This window comes from Pleomorphomonas oryzae DSM 16300, assembly GCF_000422965.1.
In the GTDB taxonomy this organism is placed as follows: domain Bacteria; phylum Pseudomonadota; class Alphaproteobacteria; order Rhizobiales; family Pleomorphomonadaceae; genus Pleomorphomonas; species Pleomorphomonas oryzae.
The window spans coordinates 15,393-32,927 of sequence record NZ_AUHB01000005.1 but is presented as its reverse complement, the minus strand read 5'-3'; the positions used below and the strand labels follow the sequence as shown (position 1 = coordinate 32,927).

Here is a 17,535-nt window from a genome sequence, read left to right as displayed (position 1 = left end):
GACATGCTGAAGACTGGATTTGGCGGCGGTGCCTGGCTGAACGAGCCATCCCGCTGGAGCATCGATGGCGACCAGCTAACGGTGACGACCGAGAACGAAACCGATTTCTGGCGTGAAACCTATTACGGCTTCGTTCACGACAACGGACACGCCTATCTGCTGCCGGCCGACGACGGCTTCACCGCCATGCTGCGCGTCCGTGCCAACTATACGGCCAACTTCGATCAGGCCGGCATGATGCTTCACCTCGACGATCGGCATTGGCTGAAATGCGGCGTCGAACTGACGGATGGCGATCGCTTCCTATCCGTAGTGGTGACCAACGGCCGCTCCGACTGGTCGGTCTGTCAGCCGTTTCGCGAACTCGGCGATTATCGCCTGCGCATGACGGTCAAGGATGGTTCAGTGCTAATCCACGCCTCTCGTGACGGCGCCAATTGGTCGATGTTGCGAGTGGCCGCCTTTGCCGCCGCGCCAAGTTATCGCGTCGGTCCCATGACCTGTTCGCCGTCGCGGGCTGGCCTTGAGGTCGTATTCTCCGACTTCTCGATCGGTCCGGCCTCCACCGAGCCGTTGCACGCCGAGGTTTGAGGCGCAGGAGTTTTCGATGACCGTTCCTCCTGCGATCCGACTGACCGGTGTCGGTAAGCTGTTCGCCGCCGAGTCCGGCGGTGCGGTGAGAGCGCTTGCCGAAGTCGACGTCGATGTGGCGGCCGGCGAATTCGTCGCGCTGATCGGCCCGTCGGGCTGCGGCAAGAGTACCATTCTGCGGCTGGTCGCCGGCCTCGACCGGCCAAGTGAGGGTGCGGTGACCGTCCATGGCGGCGCGCCCGAAGCGCTCAGCCGCGCCCACAAACTGGGCTTCGCCTTTCAAGATGCGGCGCTCCTACCCTGGCTCGATATCCGCGAAAACATCGCCGTGCCCTTCCGCCTTGCCGGCGTTCAGAAAGACATGGCCCGGGTGGCCGCGCTCATCGACCTCGTCGGCCTCACCGGTTTTGAGCAGGCGCGACCGAACGAACTATCTGGCGGCATGCGCCAGCGGGTCGCCATCGCCCGAGCACTGGTGCTTGAGCCGGAGGTGCTGCTGCTCGACGAGCCGTTCGGCGCCCTCGATGCGGTGACGCGGCGGCAGATGAACCTCGAGCTGCAACGCATCTGGAGCGCCACCAAGACGACCACGCTCCTCGTCACCCATGCCGTCGATGAGGCGCTATTCCTCGCCGACCGTGTGTTGATCATGAGCCCGCGCCCCGGCCGTGTCCTCGAAGCGATAACGGTACCCTTCGGTCGGCCGCGCGCGCCGGCTCTTCTGCGTGAAGCTGCGTTCCATACGCTGGAGGACAAGCTGACGGAGGCGCTTATTCCAGATGCGAATGACGATGCGGCACGCATCCAGCCTATTGCGTAGCCGCGTTCAAAACGCTAGGTAACCTTCACGTTTTGGTCGCGGGGCATAGCGCAGTCTGGTAGCGCACCTGCTTTGGGAGCAGGGGGTCGCAAGTTCGAATCTTGCTGCCCCGACCAAACGGCGGCCCTCGATCGCGGACCCGCGGGCGGCGGGCCTTCACGGCGACAGAGGAGAAGGGCCAAAATGACGGCGCGAATCTACAAGCCTGCCAAGACCGCCATGCAGTCGGGACGCGGCCGCACGGAACGCTGGCTGCTGGAATTCGAGCCCGAAAAGCCCAAGACCATCGAACCCCTGATGGGCTACACCTCGTCGCGCGACATGAAGCAGCAGGTACGCCTCTCCTTCGACACCCGCGAAGAGGCGATCGCCTATGCCGTGCGCGAGGGCCTCGCCTATCAGGTGATGGAGCCCAAGGAACGGACGCCGAAGAAGCTCTCCTATTCCGACAATTTCAAATACTCCAAGGCCGAAACCTGGACGCACTGACCCGTCCCCTCGGTTGTCTGGCCTATCCCATGGCTCCATAGCTCAGCTGGATAGAGCAGCCGCCTTCTAAGCGGCAGGTCGCAGGTTCGAGCCCTGCTGGAGTCGCCATTCCTCATCCGCACAATAAGTCGCGAAACTGGACGCAATAAATGCGGAACTGACCGCGCAGAAAATCGGATCGAAATCACGATTTCCGGCAGACGGCTCCAATCCACGGTAGCGCAAAAAAGAAACGGCCTTCTGCGACATCAGCCGCCAATCGGCCAGCCCAATGGGCAACATCTTCATCGCTGATGCCGAGTTCTGGGGCTAGATCGGCCAACCAGCGAACATAATCTCCTGCGTAACTGCCTGGAGAAAGGTCGAAATCGACAAACAACTTAGCCTCGAGTTCCACCGAAGCAAAGCCTGCGTTGGCAACCAACCCAGGCAACAGACGCCCCATCCGGCCTTCCGCCGCGTCCTGCCAAGCCTGCTTGTGATCGGCAAAACCATGAACTAAGCGTCGTGTCAGATCCCGGTCCTCACTCGCCAGGATGATGCCGTCAAAGTCGTGATGACCAAGTAGCAATCTTCCGCCGGGTCTCAGGATGCGTTTGGCCTCAGCGACCAAGGCTTCACGTTCGTTCACGCACTCAACGACATTCTGGCACAACACGACATCGAACTGCCCATCGCGGAATGGTGTAGCCAAGACGTCCGCCTGCACGACTTCCAATCGCGCGTCGTTGATCTCACGATCGAACCTGCTAGCGACATCTGCAAGCGACCGGGCCATCCTATCGAGCGCTACAACCTTGCCTTCTCCCCCGACGGCATCGAGCATTGCTGCCAGCGATCTACCAATCCCACAACCGAGATCAAGGACATGGTTGCCGCTCTTGATCTCGCAGAGTTCGACAAGCGCCTCATGAAAGCGAACGGTGTCCCATTTTTGGGAAGAGTGCATTCGTGACCCTCAATAGTGACTGGTCTTTACATCACATCAGTGGCCACGATACTTCCGACACACGACGGTACCTACTATCCAATTTTCAGGTTCGGAGCCGAGTCGGAAAGGACCATGCGAGTATCCTGGATGATCACACTATTCTTAACAGTGCCATCCTGCCCAACGGGAACAAAGCCTCGGCGCACATAGAATTGATCAGCGCCAACTGCCGCCTTCAGACAGGTTATGACGGCCCCTTGGGCTGCCGCATCCCTGAGTTAGGCGTCGAGAAGACTTCGGCGGCTAGCCAGCAAGCGTCAGTTCACGCTTCTTGCATTTGGCCTATTCCAATTTCACCCTTTTTGCGCGCGGCCGCAGGATTTTTGCGCGACCTGGCACCAAACGCGTAAAATCGAACGCTCGCGAGTTTCATGACTCCTTGCGTCATTCATTCCTCCGCATTCTTGCATTACGTCATGGTGCTGCCGCCTTTTCCGGCAAAGGAACTGGCGAGCAAATTGCATCTGCGAAGCCATCGCAGGAGGAATCGGATGGATTCGGAACGTATCGGACGGCGCCTTTTCCAAGTGGCAGGCATTATCTGTCTCGCCGCCATCGCGGTGCTGTCCGTTCTGCCCGGCACCGATCGTCCGCACGTTTTTGCCTCGGGCAACGTCGAGCATCTGCTCGCTTATGCTGGGGCGGCCTTCTTTGCCTCATCGCTGCCCGGTCTACGCGGATGGCGCGTGGTACTGCTGCTGTCGGTGGCTTCGTTGGCGTTTGAGGGCTTGCAAATACTCATTCCTGGCCGCAGCCCCGGCCTCGACAATTGGCTCGCCTCAACCTTAGGCGCCCTTATCGGCATGGTCTTTGCCCGGGCCTTCTTCACCCTCGCCCGCACCACGCTTTCCATCGCCTCACGCTGAACTCAGCTCGCCGTCACCAGTTCGACGCCCGACTGGCGGAGAGCCGTCGCCAGCTTCTCCGGCGGCGCTGCGTCGGTGACAAGCGCATCGACATCCCGCCACGGCGCATAGCGCGACGGGAAGATGGCGTCGAACTTGGAATGATCAGCCACCACCACGCATTTGGCCGCCCGCGCCACCATGGCTGTATAAACAGCCCCACATTCGAGCAGCGCTTCCGATGGACCGTCCGGCGCAAGGCCCGAAGCACCGGTGATGGCATAATCGGCGTAGAAGTTGCTGAGAAACGACACGGCGTGCACGCCGACAGTGGCGCCTTCGCTGGCGTGATAGTCGCCGGGCAGCATCAGCACCTTGATGGTTGGGTTGAAGGCCAGCACCGTCGCCACGCCAAAGGAATGGGTGATGACGGTGATGTTCTTCATCTCCACGGCGATGCGGCGGGCGATGTGGACGGTGGTAGCGCCCGATCCGATCATCAGCACGTGCCCCTCGCCGATCACCTTCAGCGCGGCGCGAGCGATGTGCTGGCGCTCCTCGACGTAGAGGCGATGCCGCTCGGTGACCGACGGCTCGCTGGACAGCGGCCGGACGGCGCCGCCATAGGTGCGATTGAGCAGGCCCTGGGTCGTCAGCTCATCGAGGTCGCGGCGAATGGTCTCGGTGGAGACATCAAGCCGACGGGCAAGTTCAGCGACGCGCAGCGACGGACTCGAATCCAGCTCGGCTAGGATCTGTGTCTGCCGCGATGATTTGGTTCGCTTCATGCTGCGCGCCATGGTTCCGTTTGGCCGGTCGGCTTGGCGCCGATTCGGTCATCCCCTTGAGTTGAGAGGTTTTCAGGTCGAGGTGATGGCGGTCAAGGCGTCTTATTGGCTGCTGCAGTCGCTGGCAGGCGCGCTGCCTCTGGGCCTTCCCTGCTTTACCCTTCCCTCGCCCGCAACTCGGCGCGTCGCCGGATCAGGAACCGGATGAGTCCACCACCGAGCAGAAGCGCCGCCGCCGTCAGCGTGCTCATAGTGCCGAGCGCCGGCACCATCGGCGTGTAGCCGGCTACCATCTTGGAGTACAGCCATTTCGGGATCGTCGAGTCGGCGCCGGCGGTATAGAGCGACAGCGGGAAGTTGCCCCACGAGAGCAGAAAGGCGAACAACGCGCCCGACCAGATGCCCGGCCAGAGGATGGGCAGCGTTACCGTACGGAGCGTGAAGAGACGCGAGGCGCCAAGGTCGCTCGCCGCTTCTTCCAGAACGGGGTCGAAGCTGAACACTTGGATGGCGATGACCAGTGTCACCACCGGTACGATCCAGACGAGATGGGCGACCACCGCCGTCTTCCAGGTGGGGCTGATGCCGAGTGCGTTGAACCACAGGAGCAGCGCCAGGCCGAGCACCGGCTGTGGGAAGAAGATGGGCAACAGCAAGAGGCGCTGGAAGGCACGCCGACCTTTCCAGGGATAGCGGGCGAAGGCCAGCGCACCAAAGAAAGCAAAGAGGACGCTGAGCACGGTAACGATCAAGGCGATCAGCACCGAGTTCTGAACGAGGACCTGAATTTCGAGGGAATCCCAGGTCTTACCCCACCATTCGCCGGACAAGATTTTCACCGGAAAGGCGAAGTAGCGCCCCTTGGAAAGGCCGGCCAGTGCGCCACAGGCGATCGGCAGGTAGATCGCCAAGACGACAAAGGCGGTCCAGGCACGGATGAGAAAGTGAGTGCGGGTACGTCCGACAGTCTGCATGGCTCAGCGCTTTCCGAGGATCTTGTCGAGGTCGAGCCGAGCCATGGCGGAGAGCGCCAGACCGGAGACGATCAGAACGAGGATGAGGGCGAGCGCCGATCCCATCGGCCAGTTCTGGGCGTAGGTGAAGGCCACCTCGATATCCTGAGTGATGGTGATCACCGACTGGCCGCCAAGGATCTTCGCTTCGGCCACGGCGCCGGCCGCCAGCACGAAGGTCAGCAGCGCGCCAATCAGGATGCCGGGCATGGCGAGCGGCAGCTCGATCTCTCGCCAGATCATCAATCGCCCTGCCCCCAGATCGCTGGCAGCGTCGACAAGGTCCCTGGGAATCATGGCGATGCCCAGCGTCATCGGAAACAGCATGAACGGCAGGTAGACGTAGATCATGCCGAACAGCGTGATACCGGGCGTATAAAGCAGCTCCGGCCCGCCGGAAAAGCCGAACCATTTCAGCGCGCCGTCGAGCACGCCGTTCTTGATGAAGAACAGCACCCAGCCATAGAGGCGGACGTTTTCGGAGACGAACAGCGGGAAGACGAACAGCACCGACACGAAGCCGGACCACTTGCCGAATACCTTGTTGAGGCCAAAAGCGATCGGGTAGCAGATGACGAGCAGGATGGCGACGCAGGCGAAGGCCAGCGCCAATGACCAGACGAAAGACGTCCAGACGGTATTGTTTGGATCGAAGATCGCCGAGAGGTTCTCAAGCGTGAAGGACCGGAAGACGTCGAAGCTCTTGGGCGTTGCAAAGGCGTAGGCGGCCACGGTGAGAAGTGGGGCAAGGAAGCCAGCGATCAGCAGGAACAGCACCGGCAGCGAGGCCCGCAAGCCGGGCGACAGCTTCGGCCCGGGGGCGGAAAGGGAGGTGTCGGCCATCTCAGCCTCCCACCACGATGGCGTTCACCGCGTCCCAGCCGATCGTCACCTCGCCATCGCCCTTCCAGGCAGCGGCGCGCGGCACTTCGACCAGGAAGGTGCGGCCGGTGCGACTCCTCACTTGATATTGCAGACGCGAGCCCAGCGAGTATTCATTGAAAATGCTGCCGGATAGCGTGTTTTCGGCACCGGCGCCGTCGGTAACGAAGCGCATGTATTCGGGCCGAATGACGACGCTGGCTTCGTCGCCATCAACGGAAACGCCTGGCGCCACCGCCACCGGCTTGCCATCTTTGCGCACCCAACCGCCTTCGGCACGGCGGATCGGCACGATGTTCACCTCGCCGAAGAACTCGGCGACGAAGCGGTCGGCCGGCGTCGAATAGATCTGCTCGGGCGTGCCGATCTGCACCACCTTGCCAGCCCGCATGACGCCGATGCGGTCGGACATCACCATCGCCTCTTCGAGCGAATGGGTGATGTAAACGAAGGTCTTGCCGCTTTCGCGGTGCAGATCCTTAAGCTCCTTTTCCAGAAGCTTCTTAAGTTTATAGTCCAAGGCGGATAGCGGTTCGTCGAAGAACAGAACGTCGGGATCGTAGGCGAAGGCGCGGGCCAGCGCCACGCGCTGCTTTTCGCCGCCCGAGCAGAGCATGACGTTCTTGGAATAGTAGTCTTCCGGCAAGCGCACCTTGGCCATTAGCTCGAGCGCCCGCTTGCGCCGCTCCTCGGGTGCCATCTTGCGAACGCGCAGTGGGAACTCGATGTTGTCGCCCACCGTCATATGCGGGAACAGCGCCAAAGACTGGAAGACAAGGCAGGTCGGCCGTCGATTGGACGGCACGTCGTTGATCAGCTCGCCGCGCAGTGTGATGTAGCCATCGCTGGGGCTTTCGAGGCCGGCCAGCATGCGGAGCAGCGTCGTCTTGCCCGAGCCGGACGGACCGACGATGGTGACGAACTCCCCCTCTTCGATGTCGAGACTGATGCCGTCGACCGCCGCGAAGCCATCGAACACCTTGCGAACATCAACGAGCTGCAGCACCGGCCGCGGCGTTTTCAAGGAGGCGGGTGAATCGGACACGGGAGAGGCGGCAACAGACGACATGGGCGAGCGATCCTGAAAGCAAACCAGAGGGAGGCCGCCCGCCACCTGTGGCGGACGGCAGCGTTCGTGTGGGCGATCAGCCGCGCTGGCGCTTGGCGCCGAGCATGATTTCCAACGCCTTGTCGTAGTCGGGCACGATGTCGTATTCGGCCGAGCGGGCCATCTCTTCCTCAAGGCTGTCCCACTGGATGGCGTCGAGCTCGTCCTTGGTGAATAGATCGAAGCAGGCCTTGTTGCCCATCTGCGCCACCGGGTTGAAGGTTCCCTCGGCGAAAGCCACGGTGTGCGCCACCTTGGGATCCTGGACGTATTGGAGGAACTGGGTGGCGAGCGGGGAAAGCTGCGGGTTGTTGACCGTCGAGGTGATCTCGATCCAGGACACGCCGCCCTTGCCGTTGATCGGCCCCTTGAGCGGCGTGACGGCGCGCAGGTTCGGGTAACCGTCGGCACGGGCGGGCGACACCGAATAGGTGCCACCGGTGAAATGCAGGTCGATCTCGCCGGAGATCAGCGCCTGGTTCATGGTAGCGATATCGCCGATCATCTTGGCGCCCTTGAAGATGCGGACGGCGGTTTCCTCGAACAGCTTGAAGTCGGCGTCGGTGTGGGCCACGAACGGGTTGATACCGGCGGTCAGGAAGGTATCGAAGACGTTCCAGTCGTCGGATTCGAGGATGCCGTACTTGCCGGCCAGCGACGGATCGTTGAACAGGTTCCAGCCCTGCTCCTCGGCCGTGGCGCGACTGATCTTGTCGGTGTTGACGACGAAGGAGTAAGGCCCGAAGCGCTGGGCCATGCCGAGCAGATCCTTGCCGTCGTCGCTCATCGCCCAACGGTAGGGCGCCTTGAACTCCGGCAGCATCTTGTCGAAATAGGGCTCGAAGGTTTCGCGCGGCAGCGGCTTGATCAGGCCGGCCGGCGCCATCACCTTGCGCGCCCAGGGATTGTTGACGTTGATCAGATCCCAGACGTTAGTCTCGCCAGCCCTAAGGCGGTTGATCATCGTCGGATCGTTGGTGAGGCTTTCGGCCTTCACCGTGGCGCTCTTGGCCGACCGGAACGGGTCGAGCACCTGGGCCGAGTTGTAGCCCTCCCAGCAGAGGATGTTGAGCTCGCCCTCGCGGGCTGCGAAGGCACGACTCGCCGAAAGTAGCGGACCGGCGAAGGCCGCTGCTCCCATCACCTGCAACATGTTGCGCCTGGACATCGGACCCATCGGAAAACCCTTTCCTGCTGACGGTTGGTCTGTTCCTTTTTGTTATGTTGGAAGTCTGTCGCAAAAATGTGTTGTTTACAACATTAATTTCATTGGGCATGCTGACGGACATCGAAGGGCAGCCGTGCGACCAACGAGGAGCTCGAAGGTTGCGCGCATGTTATCGACGCGCGTAAATTTCCTTGTTTTCAGGGAAATTTCACGCTTATGCGGCCTATCGCACCTTTTTTGATCGGTGACTGCCGCAGGCGTAATCGATGTGCCGGAATTTTGATCAAACAACAACAGAAGGTGGAACAGAATGTTGAAGTCGCTACAAGGAAGGACGGTGATTGTCACCGGCGGCAGCCGGGGTATCGGAAAGGGAATCGCCCTTCGTTTTGGCGAGGCCGGCCTCAATGTGCTGGTGGTATCGCGCAGCGAGTCCGACGCTTCGGCGATCGCGAAGTCGATCGGCCCGAATGCCAGTGGCTTTACCGCCGACGTCTCGACACCCGAGGGATGCGTGGCGATGGCCAAGGCGGCCATCGATCGCTATGGCGCCATCAACGTCCTCTGTGCCAACGCCGGCATCTTCCCGGCGGCGAAGCTGTCGGAGATGACGCCGGCCGACTTCGATCACGTGATCTCCACCAATCTTCGCTCCACCTTCCTCAGCGTGTCGGCAGTGTTGCCCGCCATGACGGCGGCGGGAAGCGGCCGCATCATATTGACGTCGTCCATCACCGGACCGGTCACAGGCTATCCCGGCTGGTCGCACTATGGTGCCAGCAAGGCTGGTCAGCTCGGCTTCATGCGCACGGCGGCGATCGAGCTGGCGCCAAAGGGCATCACCGTCAACGCCGTGCTGCCGGGCAACATCTTCACGGAGGGATTGGAAGGAATGGGGCCGGATTACATCGCCAAGATGGAAGCGTCGATCCCGATGAAGCGGCTCGGCACGGTGGCGGATATCGCCAACGCAGCGCTGTTCTTCGCGTCGGAGGAAGCGGCTTACATCACCGGCCAGACCATCACCGTCGACGGCGGTCAGATCCTGCCGGAGAGCTTGGGCGCCCTTGAGGCGATGGACGGCTGAAATCGGCCCAAGGCTCGTCGCCACATTTGAATACGGGACGGTGCCGAGGTGCAGTCCCTTTTTCTTGTGGCTCTCGGAGGCGAAAGGCGGCTGAGCTCACCGGCCGGCTAAAATCGCCTTCAGCGTCTCGACAAAGAAGTCGGCGTTTTCGTTTGAGAAGCAGAGGGGTGGCCGGATCTTCAGCGTGCTGCCCCACAATCCGGCGGCACCAATCAGAACGCCGTGTTCCTTCATAGCGTTGATGACGAAGGTGGCAAGACCCTGGTCGGGCCGGCCATGGGCGTCAACGAAGTCGAGACCGATGAACAGGCCGGCACCGCGCATCGCGCCGATGTCGCGGCGATTGCCCATCACCGACGTCAGGCCGGACTTGAAATAGGCGCCGACGTTGCGGGCGCTGTCGATCAAACCTTCCCGCTCGATGACGTCGAGCACGGCCGACCCGGCAGCGGCGGCGACCGGATTGCCGCCAAAGGTGTTGAAGTAGCCAGTCTCTTCACAGAACTGGGACAGCAGCTCGGGCCGAGTGACAACGCCGGCCATCGGGAAGCCGTTGCCCATCGGCTTGCCCATGGTGACGATGTCGGGAAGAATGCCGTGCCGCGAGAAGCCCCAGAGCCCACCACCCGTACGACCGAACCCCGGCTGCACCTCATCGGCAATGAACAGACCACCCGCCTTGTGCGCCACCTCGACGGCCGCCTGAAGGAAGCCCGGCGGATCGGCAAAGATGCCGTCCGAGGAAAAGATGGTGTCGACGATGACGGCGGCGAAGCCGATCCCCTTTTCTTCGAGATCGTCGATCGCCGCCTGAAGATTGCCAGCAAAGAAGGCTGCAACATCGCCATTGGGCGCCAGTACCGGATCCGGCTCGGGGATGACGCGAACGAAGTCGGGCACAGGCTTCGATTTCATCGACGACGGCGAAATAGCCGTCACGTGATGGGTGTTGCCGTGATAGGCGGTGCGGGTCACGACGAAGCCGCGCTTGCCGGTCGCCGCCTCGGCGATGCGCATGGCGAGGTCGTTGCTCTCCGAGCCGGTGCAAGTCATAGTGAGGTTGGAGAGCGGCGCCGGAAACTTCGACAGCAGCTTCTCGGCGTAAGCCTCGACCGGCTTGGTCAAATAGCGCGTGTGGATGTTGAGGACGGCAATCTGCTTGGCCACCGCCTCGGCAACGGCCGGATGTGAATGGCCGACCGACGGCACGTTGTTGTAAACGTCGAGATAGCGCTTGCCGTGGACGTCATACATGAAGACGCCCTCAGCCCGCACCATCTCGATCGGCTCTTTGTAGAAGAGAACCGACGAGGCGCCGAACGTTGCCTGCCTCTTGGCAACGCGTGCCGCCAACTCCTGTGACAGCGCCGCGCCATCAGACGCCTCAAAGCGGTTGAGGGCGAGGATCTGTTTGGTCGGGCTCATGCGACACCCTTCAGGAAATCGGCAGCAAGATAGCGTTCAGCGAGATCGACAGTGCCAGCGGTATAGGCGGTCCCCATCAACTGGGCGGTCGGCGTTTCGGAGTGCGAGGCGATCCAGGCGGTGAGCTGCATCCGTCTCAACATGACCAGCATGGGCAGCGCCGCCGCTTGCTCAGGATCAAGCGGGGCGACACGGGCGTAACCGTCGAGCCACGCCGCCATCAACTCGGGAATGAAAGGTTCGGTCTCCATGAAGGAAATCGAGGCGGCAAAATCATAGGCGAACCAGGAGAAGCCGCAGTCGTCGAAGTCGATGACGCCAAGCCTGTTGCCATCGACCAGCAAGTTGGCAGCGCGCATGTCGGCATGGATCAGGCCGAAGCGATCGTGGGTCGTGCCGAAGCTCACCGTCTCGCGGTGAAGTCGCGCAGCCACTGTCTCAAGCACGGCTCTGCCGGCGGCATCGAGACCGAGTGCCTCGCGCCAGTCGCCCCAGTAGGCGTTCGGACCGATGATGGTATCGAAGGTCCAGGTCTTGCGGACGAAGCCTTTGGGGGGCGACCACGCCCTGCTATGGGCATGGAGGCGCGCTGAAATCTCGCCTAGATGACCATACCAGCGAGTGAGGTCGCCGGCCTCGTCGGGTGCCCGACCGCTCATGAACTCAAAGGCCACCGCTTTGCGATGGGTCTCGCCATCGAAAAAACTGGCGAGCAGCCGGCCATCCCCAGCGTGAATCGGAGCGGGCGTGACAATGACGCCCGCCGTCCGCAGGGCCTCGATCCATTCCAGTTCCGAGACAATCTCTTCATCACTGTGGTAGGTCGGACGATGGACACGTAGGATCAGCCGACGGTCGCTTTTGTTATCGTCCACCAAAAAGGTTGCATTTTCCGAGATGGTCAGCAGTGAAAGCCGAGCCGTTTCGTCGATATTCCAGGTTGGTAGCGCTGAACGCAGGCCGTCTTCGAGGCGGGCAAGGAAGGCTTCGTCGTAGAGCATGCTAACCGGATCCGTCTTTGTCTATGTTTGGGAATGCAACAACATTAATGTTGGAATTGCAACATCAAAAAGCGGGCACCCCTGCCCAGCTCGTTGGCAGATAAAACCCATCGCCCGGAAAAGAACATCCCCGGGAAGCGGCGCCTCCCGGGGATGCAGTTTAGATCCAACGAGTTGGAATGCGACTCAGCGCTTGGCAGTCCAGCCCTTGTAGTCAGCGATGTTGTCGCGCGTCACCAGCTTGGACGGCAGCAACGTCACCTGCTGCTCGGGCTTCTTGCCGTTGAGCAGGTCGATGCCGATCTGCGTGGCAAGCTGGGCCATGGCATAGGGATCCTGGCTCGACGAGGCGAGAACCAGCGACGAAGTGTCCTTGAGTTCGGCCTCGATATCCGGCGCGCCGTCGACGGAGGTGATGAACAGGCTCGTGCGGTTGGCCTGCTTGGAGGCGAGGCTGGCGCCGATACCCGTCGGGTCATTGATGGCGAACACGGCGTCGATCTTCTCGAAGCGCGTCAGCATCGACTGCATGACGTTCAGGCCGCCATCGCGCGAGCCCTTGGCGTCCTGATCGTCGGACAGCACCTTGATACCGGCATTAGCGCCAAACACCTTCTTGCAGCCGACGACGCGGTCGATAACGGCCGATACCTGCGGACCGTTGATGATGACGACATCGCCCTTGCCGCCAAGCTTGTCGACGATGAACTGGCAGGCGATCTCGCCGGCCTGAACGTTGTTGGTCGTGACGGTGGCATCGGCGCCTTCGGCGGCGGTATCAACGGCCACGACCGGGATACCGGCTGCCTGGGCGCGGGCGATGGCCGGAGCCACAGCCTTCGGGTCGGCCGGGTTCAGGAGGATCAGGTCGACGCCAGCGGCGATGAAGTTGTCGATCTGGGTGAACTGCTTGTTCAAGTCGTAGTCATAGCCGAGAGCGGTGACTTCGACGTTGGGATTGACTTCCTTGGCCTTGTCGGTCGCGCCGCTGGCCAGAGCCACGAAGAACGGATTGCCCATCGAGCCGAGGGAAATGCCGATCTTGTTGAGGTCCTTGGCGGCAGCGGCGCCGGTGAAGGCGACGGCAGCGGCGGCGGCAAGCAGAATGCTGCGAGACTTCATAACCTTACTCCTCCTTGGGGTGCCGGCTGCGTCTGGCGGAGCTCCTGCTGCCTGACGCGCCTGCTATTGTCCGGCCGGCCTTGTGGCGGTCCTGCCGGTAGATCGCAGGGGTGTCGTGGACGCCGGAACAGCCCGGCTGATACGCCACCCCAGATGCGGAGGCGGGGACGGCCCGCCGCCGAATTTCGGGGTTGGGGCTTTTGCCCCAACCTTTGTTGCGCATCCGCTTGGTCCGAAAAGTCTCCAACTTTTCGGGTGGATGCTCAGGTCCTGGCGCCGCCCTGTGAACGGACACGGTCGAGCGCCACGGCGATGATGATGACCAGGCCCTTGATGATGTACTGCCAGATGTCGCTGACACCGATGAGCACCAGGCCGTTGGACAGCACGGCGATGATCAGCGCGCCGATCAGCGTACCCCAGATGGAGCCGACACCGCCGGTGAACGACGTGCCACCCAGGATGACGGCGGCGATGGCGTCGAGCTCATAGGACTGGCCGAGCTGGGTGCCGTTGGCGGCGAACAGGCGGGCCGCACTCATCACGCCGCCAAGGCCGGCCATCAGGCCCGAGAAGCCGTAGACGAACAGGAACACAGCCCACACCTTGATACCGGAGAGGCGAGCCGCGCTCTCATTGCCGCCGGTGGCGTAGATATGCACGCCCAGCACGGTTCGTCGCAGGATGACCCAGGTGACGATGACCGACAGGAAGGCGATGATCACCAGCCAGGGAATGCCGAAGAAATAACCGTTGCCAATGAAGGCGAAGGGCATGTGAGAGTTGAACACGGTCGTATCGGCGCCGAACAGACGGGCGACGCCGCGTACCGCGGTCAGTGAGCCGAGTGTCGAGATGAACGGTGGCAAGCCGACGAAGGCAACCAGCGAACCGTTGATCAGACCGAATATGAGACCGGCGAACAGAGCCAGCGGAATGCCGATCATGCCGATTTCGGGCCACAGCGAACCGATGACCGCCACCATGGCCGAGGCGGCGAGGATGGATCCGACCGAAAGGTCGATGCCGCCGGTGAGGATGACCGCCGTCATGCCGCAGGCGAGCACGGTGTTGATCGAAGCCTGCTGGGTGACGATGGAGAGGTTCTGTGGCGAGAAGAAGCGGCCGGACATCAGCTGGAAGCCGATGCCGAGCAGAATCAGGATCGGCAGCATGCCGACGGTGCGGATGATCTGCTGGATGAGGACTTGGCGATTGGCAGCGGCCTTTTCCTGGGCGAGCTCAGCTGCCGACGAGGTATCCTGGGACATGGCGGTTCCCTTGCTTCTTGTACTGTGTGACGTCAGGCAGCCGGGGCGCTGGGATGAGCCAGGCCGGCAGCCAAAGCGATGATGTTTTCCTGGGTAATCGCGGTGCCGGTGGTGCCGCCGACCTCGCCGACGATATGACCTTCCCGCATCACCAGCACGCGGTCGGCGATACCGACGACTTCCGGCATCTCCGAGGATATGACGAGCACGCCGACGCCGGTCTTCACCAGGTCGTCGATGATGCGGTAAATTTCCGACTTCGCCCCGATGTCGACGCCGCGCGTCGGCTCATCGAGAATCAACACGCGCGGCCGTGTCTCCAGGAGGCGCGACAGAAGAACCTTCTGCTGGTTGCCGCCCGACAACGACCCCACATTGATGGCCGGTCCGGTGACGCGGATCGACAGCGCCCGGATGGCATCGACGGCGCGCGTCCTTGCCTTCTTGAGATCGAGCAGGCCACCTTTGCCGGCATCGCGGCCGATCACCTGCAGGTTGATGTTTTCCTGCACCGTCATATCGAGGAAGAGGCCCTGCCCCTTGCGGTCCTCGGTGAGATAGACGATGCCGGCATCAACCGCCTGGATCGGCCTGCTGATGTCGAGCGGCTTGTCGCCGAGCGTCACCGTGCCACTCTTGCGGCCGTCGGCCCCATAGATCAGGCGAGCCAGCTCGGTGCGCCCCGAACCGACAAGGCCGGCGAGGCAGAGAACCTCGCCACGGTGTAAATCGAAGGAGCAGCCGCGCACGCGGTGGCCGTCGCTCATGTCGCGGACCGAGAGGATTACCTCCCCACGGCTGCCATGAGCGTCGTGATCTTTCTTGTAGAACTTCGAAAGATCGCGGCCGACCATCATCTTGACCAGCTTCTCGGCCGACAGTTCGTCACGCATCAGAGTGCCGACGTAGCTGCCGTCGCGCAGCACGGAGCAGCGGTCCGCCAGTTCATAGACCTCGGCCATGCGGTGCGAGATATAGATGATGGCAAGGCCGTCGGCGCGCAGCGTCCGGATGAGGGCGAACAGCTTGTCGGTCTCGCGCGACGACAGGGCGGTGGTCGGCTCGTCCATGACCAGGATGCGGGCATTGGCATGGATGGCGCGCGCGATCTCCACCATCTGCCGTTCGGCGATCGACAGCGTTGAAACGACGGTCGCCGGCCCGAAGGTGGCGCCGAGCCGATCGAGCACGCCCTGGCATTCGGCACGCATGCGGGCCCGATCGACCTGCCCACCCGACGACAGCTCACGGCCGAGGTAGATGTTTTCGGCCACCGTCAGGTTGGGCGACAAGCTGAGTTCCTGATAGATGACGGCGATGCCCTTCGTCTTGGCACTCAGCGGACCGTCGATGTGGATCACCTCGCCGTTGATGCGCAGCTCTCCGCCGGGGTCGGCCCGATAGGCACCCGACAGGATCTTCATCAGCGTCGACTTGCCGGCGCCGTTTTCGCCCATCAGGGCGTGCACTTCACCGGGGTAGACGGTGAGCTCGACGTGGGCGAGCGCCTTCACGCCGGGGAAAGTCTTGGAGATGCCGCGCATCTCGAGGATAGGTGTCGTCTCAGGCGCGGACGGCATAGTCTCTAAACTCCCTGAACATGGGCGCCGTGCCGGTCAGGATCGACGAGCGCGGCGAGAAGTTGAAGAAGAGCGGCAGCGTGGCCGCACCAAGCGCGCCCGCCCGAGCCCGGAACGAGCCGTCGAGAACCTTGGGAACGGGCACGCTTTCGGGCGTGGCGGCTGCGAGTGCGACGGCAAGGCGCTCGACAATGGTCTCGATGAGGCCGCAGTCGAGATCGCCTTCCAGAATGACGTGGTCGACGTCGAGCGTCGCCGTGGTGGCGAGGATGGCCGGCACGAAAGCGGCGACGGCGTCGTCGATCCACTCATCGAAGGCAACCGGACGAGGCTCGCGGCGGAACAGATCGCCGATCTCGGCCAACGTATCGACGACGTGACCATGCCAGCGCAGGTGCCGCTTGAGACCGGCCAACGATGTGCGGGTCAGCAGCACATCGAAGGAGCGCTCCGGCTTGGGCACCGACGGCAGCGTCGAAGCCGGCACCGGCATCATGGCAAAATCACCGGCGTTGCCGCGGCCGCCACGCAGACAGTCGCCGTCCAGCACGATGCCACCGCCAACAGCGCCGCCAATGAACAGATAGACGAAATCGGACAGCGCCCGACCATGACCGTAAAACAGCTCGGCGATGGCAGCGGCATTGCCGTCATTCTCGACGAAGACCGGGATGCCGGTTTCTGTTTCAAGAGCGGCGCCGAAATCGAAATCGTCCCACAGGCGGAAGGAGTTGGCCGGCAGTTCGAGCTCCCTCAACCAACTGCCGAGGTGATAGGGCTGGGCGAGACCGATACCGGCAAGCCGTTCCCAGCGCTCCGGTCCGATCTCCCTCTCGATCGACTTGATGTCGGCGGCGACAGCGGCCAGCATGTCTTTCGGCGGCGGCAACAGAGTATCATGCGACCGGCTGGCCAGGATGTGACCGCCAAAGTCGACACACACCGTCTCGCAGCCGACACGGTCGATGCGGACACCGATGGAATAGGCCCCCTCCGGCGCCAGCGCCAGCATGGTAGCCGGCTGGCCGCGCTGCCCCTCGCGCTTCTTGCCGAGTTCGACCACGAGACCGGCGGCGGCGAGAAACGCCGTAATGGCGCCAATGGCATTGTTGGTGAGGCCGGCCGCCCGGGCGAGATCAGTCTTCGACGCCTCGCCGAAGCGACGCAGCGCCTGAAGCACAATCCGCTCATTATAGAGACGAACCTGAGCAGAGTTTGAACCCTGCCCGGTCCGCGTCTTGCGGCCCGACATTATGACTCCCCCGGAGCAGAGACGAAGCGATCATCTTGTCGGCTGTTGAAGGTAGCGACGACGGCCTCCCAACCGTCGTCGCTCAGCCGAGGCAAGTCTCCC

Annotated in this window: 17 protein-coding genes and 2 tRNA genes; 7 read left to right on the top strand and 12 right to left on the bottom strand. The window is 62.4% G+C overall.

The window, feature by feature from the left end:
• Positions 1-6 precede the first annotated feature (6 nt).
• The 5 genes from G522_RS0109595 to G522_RS0109575 all read left to right on the top strand — a co-directional run bounded on the left by G522_RS0109595 (position 7) and on the right by G522_RS0109575 (position 2,008).
• Entirely contained in the window at positions 7-591 is a 585-nt protein-coding gene (locus G522_RS0109595) for a DUF1349 domain-containing protein (RefSeq protein WP_425414055.1), read from the top strand.
• A 16-nt stretch (positions 592-607) separates the two neighbouring features.
• Positions 608-1,411, top strand: coding sequence for an ABC transporter ATP-binding protein (locus tag G522_RS26290; protein ID WP_036838788.1), 804 nt, complete (start codon positions 608-610; stop codon positions 1,409-1,411).
• A 39-nt stretch (positions 1,412-1,450) separates the two neighbouring features.
• Positions 1,451-1,527: transfer RNA gene (locus tag G522_RS0109585), tRNA-Pro, on the top strand.
• 67 nt (positions 1,528-1,594) lie between these two features.
• On the top strand, positions 1,595-1,900 hold the full coding sequence (locus G522_RS0109580) for an ETC complex I subunit (protein ID WP_026790850.1): 306 nt from the start codon (positions 1,595-1,597) through the stop codon (positions 1,898-1,900).
• 31 nt (positions 1,901-1,931) lie between these two features.
• Positions 1,932-2,008 (top strand) — tRNA-Arg (locus G522_RS0109575).
• Between the two features lie 76 nt (positions 2,009-2,084).
• Here the strand turns inward: G522_RS0109575 and G522_RS0109570 are convergent.
• Positions 2,085-2,849, bottom strand: coding sequence for a methyltransferase domain-containing protein (locus tag G522_RS0109570; protein ID WP_026790849.1), 765 nt, complete (start codon positions 2,847-2,849; stop codon positions 2,085-2,087).
• Between the two features lie 533 nt (positions 2,850-3,382).
• Here G522_RS0109570 and G522_RS26285 point away from each other — a divergent pair.
• Positions 3,383-3,757, top strand: coding sequence for a VanZ family protein (locus G522_RS26285; RefSeq protein ID WP_036838786.1), 375 nt, complete (start codon positions 3,383-3,385; stop codon positions 3,755-3,757).
• A gap of 2 nt (positions 3,758-3,759) precedes the next feature.
• Here the strand turns inward: G522_RS26285 and G522_RS0109560 are convergent, their stop codons facing one another.
• From G522_RS0109560 to G522_RS0109540, 5 genes are all read right to left on the bottom strand, one after another.
• The gene (locus G522_RS0109560) at positions 3,760-4,524 is read right to left on the bottom strand and encodes a DeoR/GlpR family DNA-binding transcription regulator (RefSeq protein ID WP_026790848.1); all 765 of its coding nucleotides are present in this window, start codon (positions 4,522-4,524) and stop codon (positions 3,760-3,762) included.
• A gap of 155 nt (positions 4,525-4,679) precedes the next feature.
• Complete coding sequence (locus G522_RS0109555) at positions 4,680-5,498, bottom strand: ABC transporter permease (RefSeq protein WP_026790847.1); 819 nt, start codon at positions 5,496-5,498, stop codon at positions 4,680-4,682.
• Positions 5,499-5,501: 3 nt separating this feature from the next.
• A complete protein-coding gene (locus G522_RS0109550) occupies positions 5,502-6,380 on the bottom strand; it encodes an ABC transporter permease (protein ID WP_026790846.1) in 879 nt (292 codons plus the stop codon).
• Between the two features lies 1 nt (position 6,381).
• Positions 6,382-7,488 carry an ABC transporter ATP-binding protein gene (locus tag G522_RS0109545; RefSeq protein WP_026790845.1) on the bottom strand — a complete coding sequence of 369 codons (1,107 nt, stop codon included), beginning with the start codon at positions 7,486-7,488 and terminating at the stop codon, positions 6,382-6,384.
• A gap of 76 nt (positions 7,489-7,564) precedes the next feature.
• Positions 7,565-8,704, bottom strand: a complete 1,140-nt coding sequence (locus G522_RS0109540; protein WP_026790844.1) for an extracellular solute-binding protein — start codon at positions 8,702-8,704, stop codon at positions 7,565-7,567.
• A gap of 301 nt (positions 8,705-9,005) precedes the next feature.
• On the opposite strand from G522_RS0109540, the gene fabG reads away from it, so the two are divergent.
• Complete coding sequence (gene fabG / locus G522_RS0109535) at positions 9,006-9,782, top strand: 3-oxoacyl-ACP reductase FabG (protein WP_026790843.1); 777 nt, start codon at positions 9,006-9,008, stop codon at positions 9,780-9,782.
• A 96-nt stretch (positions 9,783-9,878) separates the two neighbouring features.
• Here the strand turns inward: fabG and G522_RS0109530 are convergent, their stop codons facing one another.
• From G522_RS0109530 to G522_RS0109505, 6 genes are all read right to left on the bottom strand, one after another.
• Positions 9,879-11,207 (bottom strand): aspartate aminotransferase family protein, encoded by a 1,329-nt coding sequence (locus G522_RS0109530; protein WP_026790842.1) that lies wholly within the window; start codon positions 11,205-11,207, stop codon positions 9,879-9,881.
• Positions 11,204-12,208: a phosphotransferase enzyme family protein gene (locus tag G522_RS0109525; RefSeq protein ID WP_026790841.1), complete on the bottom strand. Its 1,005-nt coding sequence runs from the start codon at positions 12,206-12,208 to the stop codon at positions 11,204-11,206. Before G522_RS0109525 ends, G522_RS0109530 begins: the two co-directional genes overlap by 4 nt.
• A 186-nt stretch (positions 12,209-12,394) precedes the next feature.
• Entirely contained in the window at positions 12,395-13,330 is a 936-nt protein-coding gene (locus tag G522_RS0109520) for an ABC transporter substrate-binding protein (protein WP_026790840.1), read from the bottom strand.
• Between the two features lie 263 nt (positions 13,331-13,593).
• Positions 13,594-14,601 carry an ABC transporter permease subunit gene (locus G522_RS0109515; RefSeq protein ID WP_026790839.1) on the bottom strand — a complete coding sequence of 336 codons (1,008 nt, stop codon included), beginning with the start codon at positions 14,599-14,601 and terminating at the stop codon, positions 13,594-13,596.
• Positions 14,602-14,633: 32 nt separating this feature from the next.
• Positions 14,634-16,181: a sugar ABC transporter ATP-binding protein gene (locus tag G522_RS0109510; RefSeq protein ID WP_026790838.1), complete on the bottom strand. Its 1,548-nt coding sequence runs from the start codon at positions 16,179-16,181 to the stop codon at positions 14,634-14,636.
• Positions 16,165-17,433 (bottom strand): ROK family protein, encoded by a 1,269-nt coding sequence (locus G522_RS0109505; protein WP_026790837.1) that lies wholly within the window; start codon positions 17,431-17,433, stop codon positions 16,165-16,167. Before G522_RS0109505 ends, G522_RS0109510 begins: the two co-directional genes overlap by 17 nt.
• Positions 17,434-17,535 lie beyond the last annotated feature (102 nt).